The organism is Kitasatospora sp. NPDC092286, assembly GCF_044755565.1.
Classification (GTDB): Bacteria; Actinomycetota; Actinomycetes; order Streptomycetales; family Streptomycetaceae; genus Kitasatospora.
In genome coordinates, this window is record NZ_JBIVRD010000112.1 from 1 (window position 1) to 2,531 (window position 2,531).

Consider the following 2,531-nt stretch of genomic DNA (forward strand, 5'->3'; position numbering starts at 1 on the left):
CCGGTGTTGGTGACCACGAAGCTGTAGTTGATCGTGTCGCCGGCTGCGCGGTTCGTCTTCAGCGCCGGGCGGGAGTTGCCGCCGTTGTTGCCGCCTCCGTTGTTGCCGCCTCCGTTGTTGCCACCGCCGTTGTTTCCGCCGCCGCCTCCGCCGTTGACGGTGCCGGTCTTGGTCAGGGTGAGTGCGGGGTTCTGGGTGGCGGTCACGGTGGCGCTGGAGGGCGGGCTGGTGACGGGGGTGCCGCTGGGGGGTGTGCCGGTGGCGGTTGCGGTGTTGTTGATGGCGCCGGAGTCGATGTCGGCCTGGGTGACGGTGTAGGTCGCGGTGCAGGTCATCGAGGCGCCGACCGCGAGGGTGGTGGAGGGGCAGGAGATCGACGGCGGGGTGTTAGTGCCCGAGAATGCCGTGTCGGTGACGCTCACGTTGGTGAGGTCGACGTCGCCGGTGTTGGTGACCACGAAGCTGTAGTTGATGGTCTGGCCGGCCGCGGTGACGGCCGACGGTGTGGCCGACTTGGTGAGGGTGAGGGCGGGGGTTTGGGTGAGGGGGACGGTGGCGGTGGAGGGCGGGCTGGTGACGGGGCTGCCGGTGGGTGGGGTGCCGGTGACAGTGGCGGTGTTGGTGACGGAGCCCGCGTCGACATCCGCCTGGGTGACGGTGTAGGTCGCGGTGCAGGTCATCGAGGCGCCGACCGCGAGGGTGGTGGAGGGGCAGGAGATCGACGGTGGGGTGCCGGTGCCGGAGAACGCCGTCTCGGTGACGGTGACGTTGGTGAGGTCGACGTTGCCGGTGTTGGTGACCACGAAGGAGTAGTCGATGGTGTCGCCGGCTGCGCGGTTCGTCTTCAGCGCCGGGCGGGAGTTGCCGCCGCTGCTGCCGCCTCCGTTGCCGCCGCCGTCGCCGCCACCGCCGTTGTTTCCGCCGCCGCCTCCGCCGTTCACGCTGCCGGTCTTGGTCAGGGTGAGTGCGGGGTTCTGGGTGGCGGTCACGGTGGCGCTGGAGGGGGGGCTGGTGACGGGGGTGCCGCTGGGGGGTGTGCCGGTGGCGGTTGCGGTGTTGTTGATGGCGCCGGAGTCGATGTCGGCCTGGGTGACGGTGTAGGTCGCGGTGCAGGTGACCGAGGCGTTGGGTGCCAGGGTGGTGGCCGGGCAGGAGATCGACGGCGGGGTGCCGGTGCCGGAGAACGCGGTGTCGGTGACGCTCACGTTGGTGAGGTCGACGTCGCCGGTGTTGGTGACCACGAAGCTGTAGTTGATGGTCTGGCCGGCGGCGGTGACGGTCGACGGGGAGGCTGACTTCGTCAGGGTGAGGGTGGAGGTCTGGGTGAGGGGGACGGTGGCGGTGGAGGGCGGGCTGGTGACCGGGCTGCCGGTGGGTGGGGTACCGGTGACAGTGGCGGTGTTGGTGACGGAGCCCGCGTCGACGTCGGCCTGGGTGACGGTGTAGGTCGCGGTGCAGGTCATGGACGCGCCGACGGCGAGGGTGGTGGAGGGGCAGGAGACCGAGGGTGGGGTGCCGGTGCCGGAGAACGCCGTCTCGGTGACGCTCACGTTGGTGAGGTCGACGTCGCCGGTGTTGGTGACGACGAACGAGTAGTCGATGGTGTCACCGGCTGCGCGGTTCGTCTTCAGCGCCGGGCGGGAGTTGCCGCCGCTGCTGCCTCCGCCGTCGCTCACGCTGCCGGTCTTGGTCAGGGTGAGGGCGGGGGTTTGGGTGAGGGGGACGGTTGCGGTGGACGGCGGGGAGGTGACGGGGCTGCCGGTGGGTGGGGTGCCGGTGACAGTGGCGGTGTTGGTGACGGAGCCCGCGTCGACGTCGGCCTGGGTGACGGTGTAGGTCGCGGTGCAGGTCATGGACGCGCCGACGGCGAGGGTGGTGGAGGGGCAGGAGACCGAGGGTGGGGTGCCGGTGCCGGAGAACGCCGTCTCGGTGACGCTCACGTTGGTGAGGTCGACGTCGCCGGTGTTGGTGACGACGAACGAGTAGTCGATGGTGTCACCGGCTGCGCGGTTCGTCTTCAGCGCCGGGCGGGAGTTGCCGCCGCTGCTGCCGCCGCCGTCGCTCACGCTGCCGGTCTTGGTCAGGGTGAGGGCGGGGGTTTGGGTGAGGGGGACGGTTGCGGTGGAGGGCGGGGAGGTGACCGGGCTGCCGGTGGGTGGGGTGCCGGTGACAGTGGCGGTGTTGGTGACGGAGCCCGCGTCCACGTCCGCCTGGGTGACGGTGTAGGTCGCGGTGCAGGTCATCGAGGCGCCGACCGCGAGGGTGGTGGAGGGGCAGGAGATCGACGGTGGGGTGCCGGTGCCGGAGAACGCCGTCTCGGTGACGGTGACGTTGGTCAGGTCGACGTCGCCGGTGTTGGTGACCACGAAGGAGTAGTCGATGGTGTCGCCGGCTGCGCGGTTCGACTTCAGTGCCGGGCGGGAGTTGCCGCCGCTGCTGCCGCCGCCGTCGCTCACGCTGCCGGTCTTGGTCAGGGTGAGGGCGGGGGTTTGGGTGAGGGGGACGGTTGCGGTGGAGGGCGGGGAGGTGAC

The 2,531-nt window shown here is 70.8% G+C and carries 1 protein-coding gene; it reads right to left on the minus strand.

The annotated features are described in order from the left end of the window. Nucleotides 1-2,531: beta strand repeat-containing protein (locus ACIQIB_RS39370; RefSeq protein ID WP_400764278.1), on the minus strand; the 2,531-nt coding region annotated here is incomplete at both ends.